Raw genomic sequence first — 20,506 nt, 5'->3', positions numbered from 1 at the left:
TTTGATGTTAACCATTCTTAATTTTTCACCCTTCATACTTCATTTATAGTGCAGCCTTGATTGCTTCTACGTTGCCAACGTGCATGGTGCCGTCGCGGAGGTCCTTGTATTCGAACTCGCCGGCCTGTGCCTTGTCGCCATCAACATAAACCACAATCTTTGCGCCCTGGTAGTTTGCCTGGTCCAGCTGCTTGCCCATCTTCATGGATGCCAGCGGGTGGGAAACGGTCTTGCCGCCTGCGCGGAAGATCTGGGCTGCTTCAAAGACCTTCTTCATGTCGTTGGTGAAGCTTGCGATGTAGAAGTCGACGCTCTGCTTGGGGCTGGGGAGCAGGTTGTGTTCGCGGAGCAAGTCTGCAAGCACAACGTCGCCCATGCCAAAGCCAACGCCCGGAATACGGTCGCCACCAAGCTTTTCGGTAAGGCTGTCATAACGGCCACCACCAGCAATAGCGCGCATGGATTTACCCTTGTCGAACACTTCGAACACGATGCCGGTGTAGTAGGCCAGGCCGCGAACGATGCTGAGGTCCAGGTTTACGCATTCGCCGTAACCTGCGGCTTCCAGAGTGGCGAACAAGTCCTTGATTTCGTCGAGAGCGGCGGTTGCAGCTTCGCTATGTACGGAGGCAGCCACTTCTTCGATGGACTTGCAGCTCATGAAAGCGTCCAGCTTTGCCACCTGATCTTCAGTGAGGCCGGCATCGGCGAGAGCCTTGGCAAAGGCTTCCGGGCCGATTTTCAGACGGCGGTCGAGAGCGGGGTAGACCTGTGCCGGATTCGGTGCGCCAATTTCGTCCAGGTATGTTGCCAGCAACTTGCGGCTAGAAACGCCAATGGCGAATTCACCATCCTTCAGGCCGAACTTGCGGAGCATGGTAGCGATGGCTGCCATCAGGTCGGCTTCGGCATAGATGCTTTCGGTACCGATGATGTCCATGTTCAGCTGGAAGAATTCACGAAGGCGACCCTTCTGAGCCTTTTCGTAGCGGAACAGGCGGGGCATGGAGAACCACTTGAAGGGCTTCTTCAGTTCACGAGCCTTCTGGATCACTAAACGGGCCAGGGTCGGAGTCATTTCGGGGCGGAGAGCGATTTCACGGTCGCCCTTGTCCACAAAGTTGTAAAGCTGGCTTACGATTTCTTCGCCGGACTTGCCGGTGTACAGCTCCAGGTGTTCAAACATGGGGCCTTCGTATTCTTCGTAGGCGAATTCTTCGGCGGTTTTACGCCAAGTGTCAAAGATATAGTTCTGAATGCGCTGTGCTTCAGGATAAAAATCGCGGGTGCCTTTCGGCAGCTGGGGAATTGCAATACTCATAGTGGGCGTAAAGATAAAAAAATGCTAGTGATACGAGAAAAGCCGTGCCATAATTGGCGCGGCTTTTGCCTTGAATACTTTAGAGTTTAATTTTACACTTGGTGGCAATGAACATTCCCGATCCGGCTCCTTTTCCAATGCAGGAAGCCTTAATGCTAGAGCCTGGCTGAAGAAGGGCAATTCTGTTTTTTTGAGAAGTCGGGAAGTTCAATACGGGAAGGAACATCTCCTTGTTGGGGAGCTGAGGTGGCTCCAGCATGACGTTGATGCCTTTTGCCGATTTGATGAATGCCACCTGCCCTTCGATATTGAAGCGGTTCTTTGTGAAAAACGCATCTGCGCTGACTTCGTTCTTATAGTATGCTTCAGCAATGTCAAAGGGTGTAAATGTCTTTCCGGAATCCTTAATCAAGGCGTCGTCCACATCGCACTTAAGGCCGTACAGAGAAAGGCCGCCTATGAATAGAATGAACATATACATGATCAGCTTTACGATTCCAGAAGCTTCCCGGACGTTGTTGGACTGGAAAAAGGATCCGTTCTTGATGCTGAACAGGTCTACAAAGACGGTAATCGCCAAAATCAGTTCGAGGACACTGTCGGCTAACTCCTGGCCCATATTTTTTGCTACGATTGTGGCGGCAAAAAGGGCAATCTTGACAAAGCCTTGGACCGGCTTTCCCCAAACGAAGTTGTGAACTCCCAAAAGCCCTAGAAAGATTGCGGTAAGTAGAGCTTTGTTCTTGCTGTAAATTTTATCCATAATGAAACCCCAATGTGAAGAACCCAAATATACATTTATTTGTACAAATTAAATGTATTTGGATTCTAAAATTTATTTTACCACAATCATGGGGCTAGTTTCGCTGAGCAGGTAGGTCCATTCCTCACGAATCTTTTCATACTCGCTGGCATCTGCATACAGGGCAAAAGTGGTCCAGTTGATGCAACTCTGGGCGCCATTGTCCTTGCAGCCCTTTTCGTAGCTCACGTAATCCGGTTCGCGATTAAAGGACTTGGGGCTAACCACTTCCACGTCGCGGCCACCTTCGGCTGTAACCTTCATGGTATAGCTGAAGAGCGTTTCCTGAGGCATACGGATGGGATGATGGCGCTTGTTTACCTTGGGGAACTTGAAGAGGCTACGTTCCCACACGTTGGGGAAGCGTCCCTTCAGTTCGGATCCACCCTGGCCGAAATATCCCTTGGAGGCGTATGTTACAACCAAGGTGAGTGGCTTGTTGAATTCCGTCAGGTTGCCAATCTTCACGTTGCCGATATTCACGTCGGGAATGCCGGTCATGAGGAATTCTTCCATCAGCTTTTCCTGTTCCTTCACGTCGCGGCCGTAGAAACGGTTACGCATGGCGCTGCCGAACTTACCTGCCAAGGTAACGGAATCGCGGAACTGGCTTTCCCCGCTGTTGGAGATAAACAGGCGGTGCTCAATGGCAATCTGATGTTCCTGGTTCTTTTCCAGAACGGGAGTAGTGACCACATGGCTATTCTCTCCGTCAATTACCAAGGCCACCTTGCCTTCCATATCCAGAGGAATGGGGCGGTCGTTTCCAGTCTTGTCCGTAGCGTCGATCCACATTTCGCTAATGTCGCCCTGCTTGGGAACGTAAAGGATCATGTGGTTGAACTGCTGGATGGTGGGCAGATGTTCGTAACCTTCTTCCTTCAGGTGGATGGCGGTGAGATAACTCTTGACGCCAATTGCCTGGAGCATTTCCTTTAGGAGGAGTGCCATATCCTTACAGTCACCGCGGTGCTGCTTCAGGGTGGATTCTGCCGTCTGGGGAATTAAGCTATGGCCGCCGAAGCGGATGTCGCGATAACGGATGTCGTTACGGACGAATCTTGCCAGGGCGTGAACCGCATTGTCACCTGCCTTACGGCCCTTTACTTCCTGAGCCTTCTCGCGGACAGCGACAGCCTGCTTGAACTGGTGCTTAATGAGGTTTTCGTAGTCTTCGCCGACTTCGCTCCACTTTTGCTTTCCCGTCAGGAGAATGCCGGAACCGAAGTCCTGATAGACGGGCATGTAAAGTTCCTTGCGGATTACCACAGGATCTTCCACGGACCATTCCACGCCGCCCTTGATGTTCTTCTTCTTGATGTCGCCGTATTCTTCCGTCACGAACTTGGATGTGTCGGCGTAAATGCGGAATACGGATTCACCGATGGGAATGTCCCTAGAGCTTACGAAGTCCGTGTAGGGAATCATGCCCTTGTTTTCAATATTGGTGCGGCTGAACTGCAGGTAGATAAAATCACCGGGAGCCAGTTCCTGCAGGGGGAAGTGGGCTGTCTGGGATTCGTTTCCACCGCCGACTTCCGTAGCGTAGGTAATGTAGGCTCCGTTCAGGTTGGCCTTCTGCTTCAGTTTGAAATTGCTGTCGTAAACTTCCAGGGCATTCAGGTAAATTCTGTCAAAACCTGGCAGGAAATCGAAGGTGAATTCGCGATAGATTGCTGTACCGCGGGTATCCAGGATTTCCATGAGCATTTCTTCGGAACGAGTCCAGCTGGCGCCCTTGTCCGCCTTCAGCATTTCCTTGCGGTAGTGGATCACGGCAGGGAAGTCCCCATCCGTTGCTTCGGCCTTGGCCTTGCTGTTCAGCATGGTCTTCAGGTCTGCGGTGCGGGGTTCCACCGGATCGATGGGCTTTTGCAGGGTGCGGTTGTCTGCCTTACCCAGGAATGCCTTGGTGGCAGAAAGGAAACTCTTGGCATCTTCGTTATCGGCCCGGAGAGAAAGTGCCTTGGTCAAGGCTTTTTCCGCATCGCGATAGTTACGAGAGTAGAAGAGAATCTTGCCTTGGGTAGTCCAGATCTTGTAGTCGTTACGATCCTTATTCAAGGTCTCTTCGCCGATGGCACGGGCTTCTTCATAGCGGCCCAGGAACATCAGGGCGTCCATCAAGGTTGTTCCCAGTTCCACGCTCATGCCAAAGCGTCCACGAACACCATAGAGAATATCTACGGCTTCTGCATACTGGTCCAGACCCATGTAGGTCTTTGCCAGGTAAACGCCCAGTCGAGAATTGGGCTGAGTATCGTAAAGGCGCTGCACCACCATAAGGGACTGGTTACGCTGGCCCAAGCCCCACAGGGCATCGCTTAAGTTAATGACGTATTCCGGATTGTTTGGGGTGTAACGCAGGGCTGCTTCCGCATATTCGCGGGCATGTCCGTAGTCAAATAATGCTTCGTACATTTCGCCCAGAACGGACAGTAGTTTGCCGTTCTTGCGGACCAGCTCCATCTGGCTCTGGAAGTGGTTGATGCCCGGACCGTACAGTTCCTTCATCTGGTAGACGAAACCGCAGTTAATCAGGTACAGGGGTTCTTCCGGATCCATCTTGTTGGCGCGCTCAAAGTAGCTCAAGGCCACCAGGGGCTGGTCTTCCAGCAGACGCAGCAGGCCCACCTGGCTCATGAGGGCGGCGTTAAACTTTGCCAGTTTTTTGGCGTCATCGGCAGAACCTGTGTTGGCCGTGGGGGCTGCCCCCATTTTAAGTCCGTCGATGGCGTTGTCCATCACTTTGCCGTACTTGGACTTGTTGATGCCCTGAGTCCAGGAAACGATCAACACTCCGCGGCCATTGTCATAGAAGAAACGTCCCTTGTAGTGGAAATCAAACTTGTTCACCACATGGGTGAGGGTAAAGTCCTGTGCATAGCGGTCGCCCACCTTCTGACGGTGGACTTCCAGCGTCGGATTGTTGGGGTCTACGCCAAGACGCACCAGCAAGACCTTGAATAAATCACTCTGGCTTACCTCTTCGCTGGGTACATTTGCACCATATATAAATAGGGAAATGTCTTCAGCCTTGTTGGTCAATACCAGGTCCGGGTCCTCGTTTTCACGGCTGATACCCATCCAGTTGTGCCAGAGGGTGTCCTTCACGCTCCAGCTATAGCCCAACTCCTGGGAATTGAACTGCTGCACACGTTCCGGGGAAAGTTCCGGACCGCTTTCTTCCGCCACTTCAAAAAGGGTGAAATCACTAAAGAATTCCTGCCATTCTTCCTTCAGCTTGCCTGTTTCGGGCACGTTGTCGGTGGCGGAAAGGGTCAGGGTGTAAACTCGATTGCTGCCTCCGGCCACAAAGCCTACCGCTTCGTAGGGAGTGTCGTAACGCTTGCCCGCTACGTCAAAGAATGCGCCAGTTGCGCCAAATGCTTCGCCGGGGTAGGTTTCTGCCAGGGTTGCCTTCTTGCCGCTGGATTCAAATGCCTGCATTTCCATCTGGGCGCGGTCCATCAGACGCATAGGTTCGCCCTTGGGAAGTTCCACTTCCATAAGAACCGCGCGGCGTCCAGAGCCTGCATTGTAGAATTCGTAGGGAATACCTGTTTCGCCAGCTTCCGGTCCACTAATGAGTGCCCAGCCTCCCTTAGGGGGATTGAACTTGAATCCTTCCGACTGGATTGCTCCTACAGCCTGACCGGCAGGGGAGGACGCCTGGGTGGAGGCGCTTTGGTGATTGGAAGTTCCGCTGGGAGAATAGTCGTCGAAGTAGCTCTCGGTAGTGCCTGGCTTACTTACCTGGGTGTCTCCAGAACCATTTCGGGGACCGGCCTCGGTTAGGGGTTGGCCGTTTCCTGCACAGGAAACCAGAAAAAACAGCCCGAAAAGGGGGACTAGACGAAAATTTTTGGCGAAATTCAAATTCATAAGGGTAAAATGCAAAAAAAATTCTAAAAAGACCTACTCAACTGACGCAATTTTAATAAATTTGGTGTCAGTTGAGCGCTTCCTGTAGTAGGGGTGCAAACATTTCACTAATAAAAAAGGATCCAATAATGGCTCTCAAACTCGGTATCAATGGTTTCGGTCGTATCGGCCGTATGGTGTTCCGCGCTGCTGTGGAAAACTTCTCTAAGGACATTCAGGTTGTCGGTATCAATGACCTCCTCTCTGTCGACTACCTCGCATACATGCTGAAGTATGACTCCGTTCACGGCAAGTTCGAACACGAAGTTTCCTTCGAAGCTGGCGACAAGAACTACCTCATCGTTGATGGCAACAAGATCCAGATCTTCGCAGAACGCGATCCTCTGAACATCACTTGGGGCGCTCTCCAGGCTGACGTCGTTGTTGAATCCACCGGTTTCTTCCTGACCGACGAACTCGCTCGCAAGCACATCCAGGCTGGCGCTAAGAAGGTTATCATGTCTGCTCCTTCTAAGGACGCTACCCCGATGTTCGTTTACGGTGTTAACCACAACACCTATGCTGGCCAGGACATCATCTCTAACGCTTCCTGCACCACCAACTGCTTGGCTCCGATTTCCAAGGTTCTCGACGAAAAGTTCGGCATCGTCCGTGGCCTCATGACCACCGTTCACGCTGCAACTGCTACTCAGAAGACTGTTGACGGTCCTTCCATGAAGGATTGGCGCGGTGGCCGTGGCATTCTCGAAAACATCATTCCTTCCTCCACTGGCGCTGCAAAGGCTGTGGGTAAGGTTCTTCCTCAGCTCAACGGCAAGCTCACCGGTATGTCCCTCCGCGTTCCTACCTCTGACGTTTCCTTCGTTGACCTGACTTGCGAACTCAAGACTGCTGCTACCTACGAAGAAATCTGCGCTGCTATGAAGGCTGCTTCTGAAGGCGAACTCAAGGGTATCCTCGGTTACACCGACGAAGCTCTCGTTTCTACCGACTTCCGCAACGATTCTCGCACCTCCATCTTCGACGTCAAGGCTGGCATCCAGCTCGACCCGACCTTCGTGAAGGTTTGCGCATGGTACGATAACGAATGGGGCTACAGCAACAAGGTTTGCGAAATGGCTCGCGTTATCACCAAGTAATTTTAGCCTAACAGCTTAAATAACTTAAATGAGGCTCCGCAGTAATGCGGGGCCTTGTTTTTATAGATTTCAGCGATTCAAGACTAAATAAAGAAATGTCTCAGGAGTTTCCTGAGACATTTCTTTTAGCTTTCGTAGTCTTCGCTGCCCCAGACGTCCAGGTCGCGGTGTGCACTACCGGGCGTGGAATTTCCGAACATCTCGTCTACACCCATATCCTCGGAATCATCCTCTTCCATTTCGTCTTCACGTTCTTCTTCGGGAAGATCTTCGTTTTCGGGGATGTTGCTATCCATTTCTTCATGATTTTTCTTCTTTCTAGCCATGATTTGATACTCCTTCATAAGGCTTTCTAGAACTATTATCGCACTGAAAAAAGAATTTGTCAAAAAGAATCGTAAATACTATAATTACATTACTTTGTTTTCATCGGTAAATTGAGTTTTAGCGTGTTTTGGGAAAAAAGTAAATGAACGTCTTGATTGTTCTGAGACCGGAAATATTCTCCATTACTATCATGGTATTTCTGATCGTCTATGACCGGTATTGTTCGCAGTTCAGAAAGGGCAAGGACTTCTTCTTCAAGTTCGCCCTGGCCAGTCTTGCCCATTGCGTTTTCGCTCTTGTAACCGAGATTACGGTGAATATGGAATGGATTCCGAAGATTGTGAATGACGTCTGTCACCTGATGTTGTTCTTCTTTGCGTTGCTGTTCTCCATCTTTTACTTTGAATATGCCCTGTCCTTGGTTTACCTTCGTGGGCGAATCCCAAAGAATGTCAAGGCGATATACTATTCCGTTGCTGCGGTAGTTTTTGTGGCCACCATCCTGTCTCCCTTGGAATATATCCAGGGCTCCTATACAAGGTATAGTCACGGAGTGGGCCCATTCTTAACCTTTGGCCTGGCATTCCTATTCCTTATCGTTGCAGATATTGTCATTATCTTGAACAAGAAGTGGGTTCGTGAATCCACTACCAAGGTCCTTGTTCCGCTGTCCATCGTATCCATGTGTTTGATGGCCCTGCAGATTCTAGTGCCAGAATTTTTCTTTACGGCTCCGGCAATGACTCTGATTGCTGCAGCAATTTTCTTTGCCATTGAAAATCCCGTAGGCAAATTCAAGGAAAAGGCCTTTATCGATCAAAAGGCTAAAATCTGGAACCGCAATTGCTATGAGTACGATGTGGAAAACAGAGTCTCAGATCGAATGAAGAAAGGCGATAGCCTAATCTACGTGATGGGTGATGTCAATGGGCTGAAGACTGTCAATGACAATCTGGGACATGCGGATGGAGACCTTCTCATCAAGAGAATTGCCTCGAATTTACAGCAGAACTTAAAGTCCGCCTATCGAGTCTATAGGGTGGGCGGCGATGAATTTGTTGCCCTATACTTTGATACCCCGCTGGAAACGGTTCGTGAAGAAGTGGATGGGGCGGTCGGGTGTTGCCGCGAGATCGAAATGGGCTCGAATATCCCTGTGGGAATCTCTGTAGGATATGCGGAAGGAATGACGGGGGAATCCATCCGAAACGTTGCGAAACGTGCTGAAAAGATGATGTACGAAGCCAAGTGTAACTACTACCGCGAAAGTGGCTTTGACCGCAGAAAAGTTTAGTTAAGAAATGAAAAAATCCGCAGCTTTGAAACTGCGGATTTTTTTGCAGGATTCGCCTTATTGACGCTTACGCCTGCGGCTCCAGCGTCCGCTTGTTCGCCTCGGTCATAAAAATGAGCGAGCTCATTTTTGCGACACTTGGCTCCGCGCTACTCCCATTGCACTTTTGCTTCGCAAAAGTGCGTGTCGTGCGCCTCACCTATGAAAACATGCGAGCATGTTTTCGCAGGATTCGGCTTACTCCCACTCGATAGTTCCAGGAGGCTTGTGGGTGACGTCGTACCAGAGGGAGCCGGCACCGACCGCTTCGAACTTGCGCCAGAGGCCTGCGAGCATGCCCTGGTCAATTTCAGCGAAGTTTGCGGTCATGGCTTCGGTGGAGTTCACCGGGCGCATCACGATGCAGGGCTTGCCTGCGGTGCGCAGCGGCACAGACACAACGGGCATCTGCCAGATTTCTTCGTACAGCTTGTTTTCCTGCAAGAAGGTAGTGCAGATATCATCGAACTTGCGGAGGGTGTCGAAGTTTTCGCGGGTAGCGAACTGTTCCACCAGCTTCGGATCTTCATCAGCCACAGTACCAATCTGATAGATCACGCGGTTGATGGCCTTAAAGCGGTTTGCCAGTTCGGTGGAGAACTTTTCGCAATCCTTCCAGCTGAGGCCGGCGGTAGTCAACAGGAACGGCTGTGCGTAAGTACGGCCATCGCCCTGAACGCCAACGCTCTTGATGGGGAGCATGCGGCCAGAAATGTTGTTTGCCTTCAGGTAGTCGGCCAGGGAGCCGCCCTGAGTGTCCTTCACGTCTTCAAACTTCACCATGTCGTCAGTCAGAACGCCATCGCTGCAGAGCAGGCGGACGCCCAGACCCGGACCCGGGAAGGGATGACGCCAGACGAGGTTGTGGGGAATTCCCAGTTCTTCGCCAAGGGCGCGGACTTCGTCCTTGTAAAGGTCTGCCAGAGGTTCAAGAACCAGACCCTTTTCCATCAGGTCCAGAACTTCCTGGACGCGGTTGTGGTGGGTCTTGATCTTGTCGGCGTTCTTGGTGCCACCAGATTCGATGGTGTCGGGGTAAATGGTACCCTGAGCCATCATCCACTGGTTGGGGTCAAGGTTCAGCTTGGCCATTTCTTCGTCCTTGACGACCAGGAATTCCTTGCCGATGATGCCGCGCTTGGTTTCCGGAGCGGTAACGCCCTTCAACTTTGCCAGGAAGTGTTCGCTGGCGTCGCGGATCTGGAGGTTGTTCATGCCTTCGGCCTTGAGGAAGTCCATGATCTTCTGGGATTCGCCCAGACGCATCATGCCGTTGTCCACATGGAGGCCCAGAACCTTTTCGGGGCCAAGCACGCGGTTCAATAGAACGAATGCCACCGTGGAGTCCACACCGCCGGAAACCAGCAGGAATACCTTGCGGTCCTTCACCTGTTCCTGGATGCGGGCGGTAATGAGGGGCAGATAGCTGTGCATGTTCCAGGTCTTCTGTGCGCCGGTAATGTCGATGAAGTTTTCGAGAAGCTTCATGCCGAACTTACTGTGGGTCACTTCGGGGTGGAACTGGATGCCGTAGATCTTGCGTTCGTCGAATGCAACTGCTGCAATTTCGCAGTCCTTGGTGCTAGCCACAATGCGGTAGCCTTCGGGCAGCTTGGTCACCTGGTCGCCATGGCTCATCCACATGGGGGAGGCCTTGGGCAGGTCCTTCAAGATGGGGCACTTTTCGTCGCCAACGATCAAGTCGGCAATACCGTATTCTTTGACCTTGCCCGGTTCAACATGACCGCCCAACTGCTGGGCGATGAGCTGATGACCGTAGCAGATACCCAGCTTGGGTACCGGCAGGCTCAAAATTTCGGGATTGTATTCCGGAGCATCGGCTGCGTAAACGCTGGAGGGACCACCGGAATAAATAATGCCCTTAACGCCTTCCAGTTCGGAAACGTCGCAGTTAGGGGAGTGAATTTCGGTGAAAACGCCGAGACGGCGGACACGGTTTGCGATCAAGTGGGCGTACTGACCACCAAAATCGAGAACGGCAATAGTATCTACATTCTTCATACGGGGCAAAAGATAGAAAAAGATGGGTTTTTCGTTAACATTTCCGTGAATATTTACTTACATTATTGATGTGTTAAAAGCAACTTTTAAATGGTGTAAGGATTACGTACTAAACGCCCAGACGGATCCCAGGGATTTCCCGAAGATCAAGGACGCTGTAGCCCGTAGTAACCAGCAGGCCCTGCATGCCTTCTCCCGTATTGCAGTGGTGATGTTCGCTTTGGCCTTGATTGTTTTTTCTGGGTTAAGCGTTGATGCTAAAATGTCCCAGAACCTTGGGTATGCTTTTGGCTTTGTTACCTCCCTGATTATCTTTTTCGTTAACAAGTTCCTTGTACCCAAATATCCCAAACTTTTGATATGGTTGGTGTATTTGTTTAACTTATGCTTGTTTGGATTTGGCTTTATTTTGGCCTTTGTGGCGACTCCTAACCAGTTGACCATCTCCTTACTGATCATGTTTGCCATTGTGCCCATGTTCTTTACGGTGCGTCCGCCGGTTACCATTATCATGTATTTTGTGTTGGGACTTATTTTTGTCCATCTGGTTGCATTATTCAAGCCTGCGGATATGCGGGTTCTTGAAGTTGCAAATATGCTGGTTTATAGCAGCGTGGGCCTGATTCTCGGCATGTACATGATGCGAATCAGACTGGAACGTTTCATTTTCGAAAACCGTGTGGAAGAACTGACCAATCAGGAGCAGATGACCCGCTACCTGAAGTCCATCTCGACCATTTATCTCTGTATGCACCATGCGGATTTGAAAACGGGTCTCTATGCAGAAATCCGCAGTACCAAGGATTTGAATCAGGTTCTGAATAGCTCGTTGGATCGTGACTTTGGTCGCCAGGTGGTTCGCGGTATTGAATTTAGCGCCGATCCTGATTTCAAGGATGCCGCTATTCGATTTGTGGACGTATCCACCGTAGCGGAACGCCTTAAAGGCAAGCGAACCATTACCCACGAATACTTGTCCAAGAAAGGCGCTTGGTGTCGTGCTCGTTACGTGAATGTGGATTATGACAAGAAGGGGGAACTGCCTCGTTTCGTTCTGTTTGCAGTGGAAGATATTGATGAACAGAAACGTCGCGAAAAGGAATTGATTTCCCAGGCGGAAACCGATGCCATGACCGGTCTTTTAAATCGTAATGGGGGCGTATCCAAGATTAAGGAAGCTCTCCATGAGGATAAGAGAGGCTTGCTCTGTCTTTTTGACGTAGACAAGTTCAAGTATGTAAACGATAACTTTGGACATCAGACCGGCGATAAGGTGATCATCGCTGTTGCAGAAGCCATGCGCCGAACCTTCCGTGATGGAGATATCCTCTTGAGACTTGGTGGGGACGAATATATGGTGTTCCTGAACAAGGTCATTACAGAAGAACAGGGATGTCTTGCCTTCGGTCGTTTCTTTGCGGAACTGTCCAATGCCGTGATTGAAGGTCACGAAGATTATCAAATCAGCGTAAGTCTCGGTGCTACCTTCTATAGAGGCGGTAAGGTGGACTTCAACGAACTTTACCAGCAGGCGGACTCCTGTACCTACGAAAGCAAGAAGATTGAAGGACGTTCCTTTACCTTCTTCCGCCAAAAGTAAAAAAGTTCCCTTCTTAAAGAAGAGAACTTTTTTTTAGCTAGATTCTCGCTTTCGCGAGAATGACAATTGCCTCTCGAGAATGACGCTAGGCCAGCAGTTCGTCGGCCATTTTTTCCATCTGGGCGACGTTTTCGGGCTTCACAGCGATCTTGATGCTGACCTTGTTCTGGGCAACGGTAATGTCCTTTGCGCCTTCGAACATGGCGGCCATATTCTTTGCGGCGGCAGGGGCCCAGGAACCGTTTTCCATAAAGGCGACGGTGCGCTTCTGGTAATTGCGTTCCAGCAGGTGGTCGATGAATTCACGCATCTTGGGGAACACGCCGGTGTTGTAGGTGGTGGTTGCAAGAACCAGCTTGCCGTAACGGAAGGCGTTCTCGATGTTTTCGTAGGTGTCTTCGCGGGCGAGATCTGCCACCACGACCTTCTTGCAGCCCTTGGCCTTCAGGATGTCGGCCAGCTGTTCCACAGCTTTCTTGGTGTTGCCATAGACGGAGGTGTAGGCGATCATGACGCCTTCGGATTCTACGTCGTAGTTGGTCCAGATCTTGTAATAGTTCAGGTAGGTTTCCACTTCGCCGATGATGGTGGGACCGTGGAGGGCGCAGATCTTTTCCACTTGGATGCCGGCAAGCTTTGCGAGAACTGCCTGGGCGTTTGCGCCGAACTTGCCTACGATGCCGAAGTAGTAGCGGCGGGCTTCGCAGGCCCAGCCTTCCGGGTCTTCCACGTCGTTTGCGCCGAACTTACCGAAGGCGTCTGCAGAGAACAGGACTTTTTCGCTGGATTCGTAGCTCATGATGACTTCGGGCCAGTGAACGTTGGCTGCGGTGACGAAATTCAGGGTGTGTGCGCCCAGTTCGATCTTGGTGCCTTCGCCAGCTACAACCTGACGGTCGGCGTAGTCGGTACCAAAGAAATTCTTCATCATGGTGAAAGCCATCTTGGAAGCAACGATCTTTGCTGCAGGATACTTTTCCATGAACAGCTGGATGTTTGCGGAATGGTCCATTTCCATGTGGTGCACCACCAGATAGGCAGGCTGCTTGTCGCCGATGACTGCGGCAATATTGGCGAGCCACTGTTCGCCGAAGTTCTGGTCCACGGAATCCATCACGGCAATCTGTTCGTCCAGGATTACATAGGAGTTGTAGGCCATGCCCAGGGGTACTTCGAACTGGCCTTCGAACAGGTCAATTTCGTGGTCGTTTACGCCAACATACTTGATGGTATCGGTCACTTTCATTTCGTAAGAGAACATGATTAAATCTCCTTGTATTCTTCGGATGCGGCGGTGGCGTTGGACATCCTGCGTGCAAGTTCAATTAAAGTCTGTACACCAAAGCCGGTGGCGCCATATTCGGTGTATTTCCACTTCTTGGTAACAAAGGCGGTGCCTGCAATATCCAAGTGAGCCCATGCGGTATCTGCCGGGACGAATTCCTGGAGGAACAGGGCTGCACTGATGGCGCCAGCGTCGGAGCCTGTATTCTTCAAATCAGCGAATTTATCCTTTAGGCCATCTGCGTATTCTTCTTCCAGAGGCATGCTCCAGAATTTTTCACAGGATGCTTCGCCGGAGTTAATGATGTTCAGTGCCAGAGGATCGTCATTGCTGAAGAAGCCTGCAATGGCGTATCCCAGAGCGCGGACCATGGCGCCTGTCAAGGTGGCCAGATCCACAATGTGGGTGGCGCCGATAAGACCTGCTTCTGCCAGGCCGTCACTGAGGACAAGGCGGCCTTCTGCGTCGGTGTTGTCCACCATCACCGTCTTGCCATTCTTGGCGGTAAAGATATCGCCGGGAAGCACGGACTTGTTTCCGATGGCGTTTTCTGCCAGGCAGAGAACTGCACTAACCTTCAGGGGCAACTTCAAGGTGGCTATGGCCTGGATGGCTGCTAGGACCGTAGCGGCCCCTGTCATGTCGCTGATCATTTCGGGCATGGATTTAGGCGGCTTCAGGCAGAGACCGCCTGTATCGAAGCAAAGGCCTTTACCTACCAGAACCAGATGGTCGGCGGAGGTTCTTTCGCTCTTCTTGCCTGCGCGAGAAGAACTTTTGGTGCCGTCATAGGAAATGGTTACCATGTAGGGAGGACGCTCGCTGCCCTTACCCACGGTAACGTGACCCATGAAGCCTTCCTTTTCCAGCTGTTTTACGTCACGAACCTTGATGGAAAGGCCTGGAGTATACTTGGCGATGGTCTTTGCATTTTCCACGAAGTCTTCGGGAGTCAGGTCTGCTGCCGGAGTGTTTACCAAATTCTTGGCTAGAGTAACTGCGGTCTGTTCCACAGCAACTTCTTCTTCGATGGCCTTAAAATCACTAGACTTGTCACCTGCGACGATTTCAAAAGTGACCTGGAAATTATCCTTCTGCTTACTCTTGTAGGCGTCAAACTTGTAGTTGGCACTGTTCAAACCGTGGGCGATTGCCTTGAACTGTTCGTCGGCTGCGTCCGCAAGCATAATGTTTACCACGGGAATCTGGCGGGCCATGGCCTTCTTGGCCAGGCGATAGGCTGCCATGCGCAGGTGATCCAGACTGGAAATGCCACGTTCCTTGGCGGCGTTCACGAAGATGGTGGAGGTTCCATCAATTTCAAGAAGTTCCAGGTCTTCGAAGGGCCCATCGACCATTCCCTTCAGGACGGATTCTACCTGGACGGTAGCTGCTTCGCTAATAATATTGGAAAATTGAACAGACTGCTTTACGAAAAAGAGGGCAGAAACATTTGCCTTGCCCGAGGCTGCTTTGACAATATTAATCTTCATGGGTTGAAATCTAGTATTTTGTCTAGATAAATCGTGTTTTTATCCAAATAAATGGGGGATAAGGTTGTCTTTTCTTTACCTAAAATGCTATAATACGCTAATGTAAAACTATGGAGGATTTTTATGAATTTAAAAATGAAGTCTGCACTTGCTATTGCAACCTTTGCTGCAATGTCTTTTGCTCAGGAACCCGCTGCTGTAGCACCTGCTGCAGAACCGGCCGCTACCGAAGCTAAGGCTGAAGCCGCTTATACAAATCTTGAAAAGGAAGTTCCTGAAACAGCTTCTGCGGCACCCGCAGCTGAAGCTCCTGCCGCTGAAGAGGCTGCCGCTCCGGTTGCTGTTCGTGGCGAAACTGAAGCAACTCCCGCACCTGTAGCTGCAGCCCCTGTTGCAGAACCTGCTCCCGCTCCCGTTGCTGCTCCCGCGGCAGAACCCGCTCCTCAGGCCGTTCGTACAGCTCAGCCCGCTGCACAGAAGCCTACTTATGTAGAACGAGTCTATATTGGCATGGACGGAACTCCGGTGCATACGGTTTACGTTGCTGAACAGGCTGGTCCGGATACCGTTACCATGGATCAGCTCCGTGGTCGTATTCCTATGGAATTTAAGATTGGCGCTCAGGCTAGTGTTCATAGCTACTACATGAGCAATGGCAGTTATGGCGACTGGGATGAAGTATCCTTTGATGGCCTTGCCTGGCGAGCTGGTATCAGCGCAACCATTCCTCTCAATGAATACACCATGGGTGTAAAGCTTGGTTTGCTCTATGAACAGAGCAATGCTAGCGAAAACTACTACATCGGCTCTGGTGATGACAGGGTTGCCACTCACTTTAAGTTTGAACAGAAGAAACTGGATATTCCTGTCCTGTTCACCTTCAAGTCTGTAGGTTCTCGCTTCTTCTTTGATATGGGTGCCCAAGTGTCCATCCCTCTCCAGGATGAGCTGAAGGTTTCCTTCACCGATCCGGATACCAAGAAGAAGGTAAAGAGCAGTGCTGACATGATTGATGAAGATTACCGTAACTCTATGGACTGGAGCTTGGTATTTGGCTTCTCTGTTCTTGCAAATAAGTATATCTCTCTGGATGTTCGTGCTGAATTGGGCCTGAATGATCTGTATGATGGCTATCTCAGCGCTTCTGGCCAGACGGATGTTATGGACCTGAACCTGAGTACTTCCAGCTTCGGTGTTGGTGTAACTCTTTACCCGTTCTAAAATATGAATATTGTTGATTTGCTTCCGGCCATCCTGGCTGTCATTGTGGGGTTAGTTGTATTGGTATGGAGTGCCGATAAGTTCGTGGACGGCGCCGTTGGTGTTGCCAAGTTCTGCGGCATGTCTACCTTACTCATCGGCATGGTCATTGTGGGTTTTGGCACTAGTGCTCCCGAGATGGTCGTGTCCGCACTCTCTGCTGTGCAGGGAAACCCCCAGTTGGCGCTTGGTAATGCCTACGGAAGCAATATCGCCAATATTGCTTTAATCTTAGGTGTGACCGCCCTGATTTCACCCATCCTGGTGCAACGTTCTGTACTTAAGAAGGACCTTCCCTTGCTGATAGGGGTGACCGTTCTTTCCATCTTGCTTTTGCTGGATGGGGATGTTTCCCGTTTGGATGGCGTGGTTTTCCTCGCTGTCTTCTTTGGTGTCATGGGCTTTAACATCTGGAAGGAAAAGAAGTCTGCCAATAAGGCTACTGAACCTGCCGAAGCCGGTGAACTAGCTGAAGTCTCTGAATCTGCGGAAAAGCCTATGAGCTTGGGCAAGTCCATTTTCTGGCTGGTCCTGGGTATGGGCCTTCTGGTGGCAAGTTCCCGAGCTCTGGTTTGGGGTGCGGTGGATATCGCTCATAGCCTTGGCGTAAGCGATCTCCTCATTGGTTTGACCATTGTTGCCATTGGAACTTCTCTTCCTGAATTGGCCAGCTCTATTGCTGCCGCTCGTAAGGGGGAGGACGATTTGGCTGTCGGCAACATTATCGGCTCCAATCTGTTCAATACCTTGATGGTGGTGGGTATTGCCGCTTCCATTTCTCCTATGAACCAGATTGATGGGGAAGTCCTTTATCGCGATATGCCCCTTATGGGAATCTTGACCTTGTCCCTTCTGGTGCTTGGATTCCGCCGTAAGGGTGATGGTCGCATTAACCGCGTTGCCGGCATTGTCCTCTTGCTGGTCTACGTGGCGTACCTGACTATCCTTGGCCTTAAGACTACCGGCGTTCTTTAATACACTACAAGATTGAAAAAAGGCTCCGTTCATTTTTTGAACGGGGCCTTTTTAATGCTTGAATTATTTATTTCGGCTTTGATAAAAACGTTAACCAACTGGCGGGAAGAAGATGTAGGCGATGGCGATGGCGGCGATGACGCCTACGGCATCGGCGATGAGTGCGCAGGTCACGGCGTGACGAGTCTTCTTGACGCCAACAGAACCGAAGTATACGGCGATAATGTAGAAGGTGGTGTCGGCGGCACCCTGGAACATACAGCTCAGGCGGCCAGCAAAACTATCGGGGCCAAGAGTCTTCATGGCGTCGATCATCATGCCGCGGGCGCCACTACCACTTAATGGCTTCATAATCGCTGTCGGTAGGGCGGGTACTACATCATTTCCTACGCCGATCATACCCAGCAGTGCGGAAATACCATTCATCAAAAGGTCCATGGCTCCGCTAGCTCTGAATACCGCAACACCCACAAGAATGGCGACCAGGTTGGGGATGATCATCACTGCAGTATGGAAACCGTCCTTGGCACCTTCCACGAAGGCTTCGTAGGCTTGAACCTTGCGATAGCAGGCTAGGCCGAGGAATGCAACAATTACGCCGAAGAGCACAATACCGCTAATGAAGAGGCTGGTGGTACCGATGGCTTCCGCTGTCAGGTGACTGAAGTAGAACATGATGGCAATGACGGCGGAGGAAAGGCCGCCCAGCCATGCTACAGTTACAGGATCCTTCAGCTTGACCTTCTGGAAGAAACTGAGGGCGAAAATGCCCGCCATGGTGCTAAAGAACGTAGAAAGCAGAAGGGGGAGGAAAACGTCGCTAGGGTTGGCTGCACCCATCTGGGCGCGGTAAGTCATGATGCTGACAGGAATCAAGGTAAGCCCGCTGGCGTTCAGCACCAGGAACATAATCTGGGAATCGCTGGCGACGGACTTGTCTTCGTTGGGATTCAAGTCCTGGAGTTCTTTCATGGCCTTAAGTCCCATAGGGGTTGCCGCATTATCAAGACCCAGCATATTGGCGCTGATGTTCATGAGCATGGTGCCCACCACGGGGTGTCCCTTAGGAATTTCCGGGAAAAGTCTGCTAAAGAGGGGCTGAACCAACTTGGCCAAAATCTGGACTGCGCCAGCTTTTTCTCCAATTTTCAGGATGCCCAGCCAAAGGCTCAAGATACCTGTAAGACCCAGGGCGATTTCGAACGCAGTCTTGGACATGTCAAAAGCACCCAGGATTGCCTTGTTGAAAATACCGCTATCGCCAAATGCCAACCACTGGACGACGCAGGCGATAAAAGCGCCAAAGAAAAAGATAAGCCAAATTACGTTCAGAACCATATATTCAATTATAGTAAGTTTTTAATAAATGAAAAATGAAAGGTGAAATATGAAAAATCGTTATGCAAATCATAATTCATAACTCATATCTCATTATTCCTGTCGTTGATTTCGAAGCTTGCGATTTCCCTGCCGGTATCAAGCGCGTGAATTGAAAATTTCGCTAGGTTACCGCGATGGTCTGGTTTATCATAGCTTTCGTAGACGCCAAATGAGGCAACCTTACCGCCCTTAGGCAGGCTGGTGGAGCCCGGGTTTACCATCAGGATGTTCTTGAAATTCTTGTGCAAGTCCCAAATGTGGGTGTGACCGTAAAGATAGGCGTCGATGGAACGTCCCTTTTCTTCGGTAGGTTCCAGCTGGTCAAGCGCATTAGGCGGGAAACATTCCGGAAGGAAAATGTGACCGTGACTTAAGAACAGACGGATGGTGCGGCGGCCTCCGTCTACCGCAGGATCTTCCACTACGGCGTACTCGTCCTCAATCTTGATGAATTCCAGCATCATCAGGTCTACATCGGCGTCGCAGTTCCCGCGGGCGGCAACAATCTTGCCTGCGTAAGGTTTCAAGGCTTCTACGACGCCCATAGGGCCATGTCCCTCGGGAAGAGGATTGCGAGGGCCGTGATAAAGGGTGTCTCCCAGCAGGAAAATTTTGTCGCAGTTCAGCTTCTCGAAGAATGAGAGTGCCTGGCGGGCTGCAATAGCAGATCCATGAATGTCAGAAAGAATTAAAGCGCGCATACAGTGAACAATTATAAATTATAAATTACGAATTATGAAACTTGAACCTCATAATTCATATCTCATAACTAATAACTCATATCTCGTAACTCATAACTCATAACTCATAACTAATACAGTTATGCGCAGAGTGCGATAATACCGCTTATTGCCATATAGACGTATACGACTTTTTTCAATACTTTGTGCGGAATCTTCTTGAAGACTTTGCTTCCGATGAATACGCCCAGAGCCACGCCGAAAATGCCACAACCGTAGGCCATTCCTACCATAGGCGTCACGAACCCGTTACCCGCTCTAAAGAAGGTCATCATCAGGTTGCCTAGGGCGAAATACACCTGGCTATGGGCGATGTACTTTTCCTTCGTTTCGCAGGATGCCAAAAAATACAGAACGGAGGGCGGCCCCTGCATGGCGAAGAACCCGCCCATGATGCCAGCGATGACGCCTATAATAGATTGGACGAAAACAGTGGGTTTCAGCTTGATTTTTTCACTGAAGAAGAAAAAGTAGATGCTTATGATAATAAGGATCGCGCCAAGGACGTGTCGCAGAAACCTGCCGTCTAAACTGGCTACAGCGCCCACTGCAAAGAAACTGATGACCGTAAAGATACCCAGGATGGGGAGAACTTCCTTCCAGACGATATATTTTCGCATACGGAGGAAAACGACGATGGACATGGATCCGGCAAGCATTCCGGACAAGGCGGTAGCTTCCCCGTAGCTGGGAAGGAGGTAGGGGAGGACGGTCATGACGAAAATGCCAAATCCGAACCCGCTGACCCGCTGGATAAAACTGCCTATACAGCTAATCCCAAATAAGATGCCAATAACCGAAAGTTCCATAATGCGGGGCAAATTTAGCTAAAAGGCCCCTTTATGGCTATTGTTTGACCTTTTGAGCCGCCAGGGGCGGTTTGGCTTCTTATTTACTTGATATTTCGTCACACAGGCCCCTTTCCAACGTTGTTTCTTTACACA

15 protein-coding genes are annotated in these 20,506 nt (G+C 50.6%); 5 read left to right on the top strand and 10 right to left on the bottom strand.

Translation table 11 applies throughout. The annotated features are described in order from the left end of the window. Positions 1-43 precede the first annotated feature (43 nt). The 3 genes from hisS to BUB59_RS02000 form a co-directional block, all read right to left on the bottom strand. The gene (gene hisS, locus BUB59_RS02010; protein ID WP_073225146.1) at positions 44-1,321 is read right to left on the bottom strand and encodes a histidine--tRNA ligase; all 1,278 of its coding nucleotides are present in this window, start codon (positions 1,319-1,321) and stop codon (positions 44-46) included. Between the two features lie 79 nt (positions 1,322-1,400). Continuing rightward, positions 1,401-2,084, bottom strand: coding sequence for an NINE protein (locus BUB59_RS02005; RefSeq protein ID WP_073225144.1), 684 nt, complete (start codon positions 2,082-2,084; stop codon positions 1,401-1,403). 72 nt (positions 2,085-2,156) lie between these two features. Next, entirely contained in the window at positions 2,157-6,008 is a 3,852-nt protein-coding gene (locus BUB59_RS02000) for a transglutaminase domain-containing protein (protein ID WP_073225142.1), read from the bottom strand. Between the two features lie 128 nt (positions 6,009-6,136). Here BUB59_RS02000 and gap point away from each other — a divergent pair, with 128 nt between their 5' ends. Further along, positions 6,137-7,147, top strand: a complete 1,011-nt coding sequence (gap, locus tag BUB59_RS01995; protein WP_073225141.1) for a type I glyceraldehyde-3-phosphate dehydrogenase — start codon at positions 6,137-6,139, stop codon at positions 7,145-7,147. A gap of 125 nt (positions 7,148-7,272) precedes the next feature. Here gap and BUB59_RS01990 read toward each other — a convergent pair whose 3' ends face one another. Next, positions 7,273-7,473, bottom strand: coding sequence for a hypothetical protein (locus BUB59_RS01990; RefSeq protein ID WP_143160182.1), 201 nt, complete (start codon positions 7,471-7,473; stop codon positions 7,273-7,275). A 191-nt stretch (positions 7,474-7,664) separates the two neighbouring features. On the opposite strand from BUB59_RS01990, the gene BUB59_RS01985 reads away from it, so the two are divergent. Next, positions 7,665-8,768: a GGDEF domain-containing protein gene (locus tag BUB59_RS01985; RefSeq protein WP_159433306.1), complete on the top strand. Its 1,104-nt coding sequence runs from the start codon at positions 7,665-7,667 to the stop codon at positions 8,766-8,768. 237 nt (positions 8,769-9,005) lie between these two features. Here BUB59_RS01985 and guaA read toward each other — a convergent pair whose 3' ends face one another. Next, positions 9,006-10,829: a glutamine-hydrolyzing GMP synthase gene (gene guaA, locus BUB59_RS01980; protein WP_073225136.1), complete on the bottom strand. Its 1,824-nt coding sequence runs from the start codon at positions 10,827-10,829 to the stop codon at positions 9,006-9,008. A gap of 70 nt (positions 10,830-10,899) precedes the next feature. Here guaA and BUB59_RS01975 point away from each other — a divergent pair, with 70 nt between their 5' ends. Further along, complete coding sequence (locus BUB59_RS01975; protein ID WP_073225134.1) at positions 10,900-12,429, top strand: sensor domain-containing diguanylate cyclase; 1,530 nt, start codon at positions 10,900-10,902, stop codon at positions 12,427-12,429. Positions 12,430-12,514: 85 nt separating this feature from the next. Here the strand turns inward: BUB59_RS01975 and BUB59_RS01970 are convergent, their stop codons facing one another. Together BUB59_RS01970 and BUB59_RS01965 are read right to left on the bottom strand one after the other, a co-directional pair. Beyond that, complete coding sequence (locus BUB59_RS01970) at positions 12,515-13,690, bottom strand: FprA family A-type flavoprotein (protein ID WP_200778792.1); 1,176 nt, start codon at positions 13,688-13,690, stop codon at positions 12,515-12,517. A 2-nt stretch (positions 13,691-13,692) separates the two neighbouring features. Then, positions 13,693-15,207 (bottom strand): leucyl aminopeptidase family protein, encoded by a 1,515-nt coding sequence (locus BUB59_RS01965; protein ID WP_073225132.1) that lies wholly within the window; start codon positions 15,205-15,207, stop codon positions 13,693-13,695. Positions 15,208-15,330: 123 nt separating this feature from the next. On the opposite strand from BUB59_RS01965, the gene BUB59_RS01960 reads away from it, so the two are divergent. Next, positions 15,331-16,428: a porin family protein gene (locus BUB59_RS01960; protein ID WP_143160181.1), complete on the top strand. Its 1,098-nt coding sequence runs from the start codon at positions 15,331-15,333 to the stop codon at positions 16,426-16,428. Positions 16,429-16,431: 3 nt separating this feature from the next. After that, positions 16,432-17,442 carry a calcium/sodium antiporter gene (locus BUB59_RS01955; RefSeq protein WP_234979897.1) on the top strand — a complete coding sequence of 337 codons (1,011 nt, stop codon included), beginning with the start codon at positions 16,432-16,434 and terminating at the stop codon, positions 17,440-17,442. Between the two features lie 90 nt (positions 17,443-17,532). Here BUB59_RS01955 and BUB59_RS01950 read toward each other — a convergent pair whose 3' ends face one another. The 3 genes from BUB59_RS01950 to BUB59_RS01940 form a co-directional block, all read right to left on the bottom strand. Next, positions 17,533-18,780: a nucleoside recognition domain-containing protein gene (locus tag BUB59_RS01950; RefSeq protein ID WP_073225129.1), complete on the bottom strand. Its 1,248-nt coding sequence runs from the start codon at positions 18,778-18,780 to the stop codon at positions 17,533-17,535. Between the two features lie 83 nt (positions 18,781-18,863). After that, a complete protein-coding gene (gene yfcE / locus BUB59_RS01945; RefSeq protein WP_073225127.1) occupies positions 18,864-19,523 on the bottom strand; it encodes a phosphodiesterase in 660 nt (219 codons plus the stop codon). 119 nt (positions 19,524-19,642) lie between these two features. After that, the gene (locus BUB59_RS01940; protein ID WP_073225125.1) at positions 19,643-20,371 is read right to left on the bottom strand and encodes a sulfite exporter TauE/SafE family protein; all 729 of its coding nucleotides are present in this window, start codon (positions 20,369-20,371) and stop codon (positions 19,643-19,645) included. Between the last annotated feature and the right edge of the window lie 135 nt (positions 20,372-20,506).

The organism is Fibrobacter sp. UWEL (genome assembly GCF_900142535.1).
In the GTDB taxonomy this organism is placed as follows: domain Bacteria; phylum Fibrobacterota; class Fibrobacteria; order Fibrobacterales; family Fibrobacteraceae; genus Fibrobacter.
The sequence above is the reverse complement of the archived record's forward strand: the minus strand, read 5'-3'. Positions and strand labels throughout refer to the sequence as shown.

Bases quoted from the DNA above. Each gene is read 5' to 3' on its own strand.
- gap (WP_073225141.1), top strand. From the start codon at position 6,137: ATGGCTCTCAAACTCGGTATCAATGGTTTCGGTCGTATCGGCCGTATG.
- BUB59_RS01955 (WP_234979897.1), top strand. From the start codon at position 16,432: ATGAATATTGTTGATTTGCTTCCGGCCATCCTGGCTGTCATTGTGGGG.
- BUB59_RS01970 (WP_200778792.1), bottom strand. From the start codon at position 13,690: ATGTTCTCTTACGAAATGAAAGTGACCGATACCATCAAGTATGTTGGC.
- BUB59_RS01940 (WP_073225125.1), bottom strand. From the start codon at position 20,371: ATGGAACTTTCGGTTATTGGCATCTTATTTGGGATTAGCTGTATAGGC.
- BUB59_RS01950 (WP_073225129.1), bottom strand. From the start codon at position 18,780: ATGGTTCTGAACGTAATTTGGCTTATCTTTTTCTTTGGCGCTTTTATC.
- hisS (WP_073225146.1), bottom strand. From the start codon at position 1,321: ATGAGTATTGCAATTCCCCAGCTGCCGAAAGGCACCCGCGATTTTTAT.
- guaA (WP_073225136.1), bottom strand. From the start codon at position 10,829: ATGAAGAATGTAGATACTATTGCCGTTCTCGATTTTGGTGGTCAGTAC.
- BUB59_RS01965 (WP_073225132.1), bottom strand. From the start codon at position 15,207: ATGAAGATTAATATTGTCAAAGCAGCCTCGGGCAAGGCAAATGTTTCT.
- BUB59_RS02000 (WP_073225142.1), bottom strand. From the start codon at position 6,008: ATGAATTTGAATTTCGCCAAAAATTTTCGTCTAGTCCCCCTTTTCGGG.
- BUB59_RS01990 (WP_143160182.1), bottom strand. From the start codon at position 7,473: ATGGCTAGAAAGAAGAAAAATCATGAAGAAATGGATAGCAACATCCCC.
- BUB59_RS01960 (WP_143160181.1), top strand. From the start codon at position 15,331: ATGAATTTAAAAATGAAGTCTGCACTTGCTATTGCAACCTTTGCTGCA.
- BUB59_RS02005 (WP_073225144.1), bottom strand. From the start codon at position 2,084: ATGGATAAAATTTACAGCAAGAACAAAGCTCTACTTACCGCAATCTTT.
- yfcE (WP_073225127.1), bottom strand. From the start codon at position 19,523: ATGCGCGCTTTAATTCTTTCTGACATTCATGGATCTGCTATTGCAGCC.
- BUB59_RS01985 (WP_159433306.1), top strand. From the start codon at position 7,665: ATGGTATTTCTGATCGTCTATGACCGGTATTGTTCGCAGTTCAGAAAG.